Annotated in this window: 1 protein-coding gene; it reads right to left on the bottom strand. The window is 68.3% G+C overall.

The genetic code is table 11. The features are described from left to right. A partial coding sequence (locus tag K3F49_RS39075; RefSeq protein WP_234686163.1) for a polyketide synthase dehydratase domain-containing protein occupies nucleotides 1-461 on the bottom strand: 461 nt, incomplete at its 3' end. Nucleotides 462-483 lie beyond the last annotated feature (22 nt).

The raw sequence follows: 483 nt of genomic DNA, 5'->3' as shown, positions 1-483 counted from the left end.
TCAGAGCCATCCACCTGAACCTGCAGACGCACACCGCCTTCCGCCGGCAGCACCAGCGGCGACAGCAGCGTCAGCTGCGATACGCTGCTCAAGCCGACCGCACGCGCCGCCGCAAAGCCGAGCTCCAGCAGTCCCGTCCCCGGCAGCAGCACCGTGCCGAACACGGCGTGGTCGCCGAGCCAGCCCGCCTCCGACAGCGACAGCCGCCCCGTCAGCAGGAAGCCGTCGCTCTCGGCTAGCGGCGTCGCCGCTCCCAGCAGCGGATGCGACGCATCCGACAGGCCCATCGTCGCCGCGTCCCCGCTCGGCTTCTCAGCCTCCAGCCAATAGCGCTGACGCTGGAATGCATAGGTCGGCAGCGATGCAACGGGTTGGTGCGCATGTGAGCCAAGCGCCTTCGCCCAGTCGACATGAACACCATGAACATGCAGCGTGCCGAGATTGCGCAAAAGCTCCGACATGCCGCCGCCATCGCGCCGAAGC

The organism is Bradyrhizobium monzae (assembly GCF_021458635.1).
Lineage (GTDB): Bacteria > Pseudomonadota > Alphaproteobacteria > Rhizobiales > Xanthobacteraceae > Bradyrhizobium.
The sequence above is the reverse complement of the archived record's forward strand: the minus strand, read 5'-3'. Positions and strand labels throughout refer to the sequence as shown.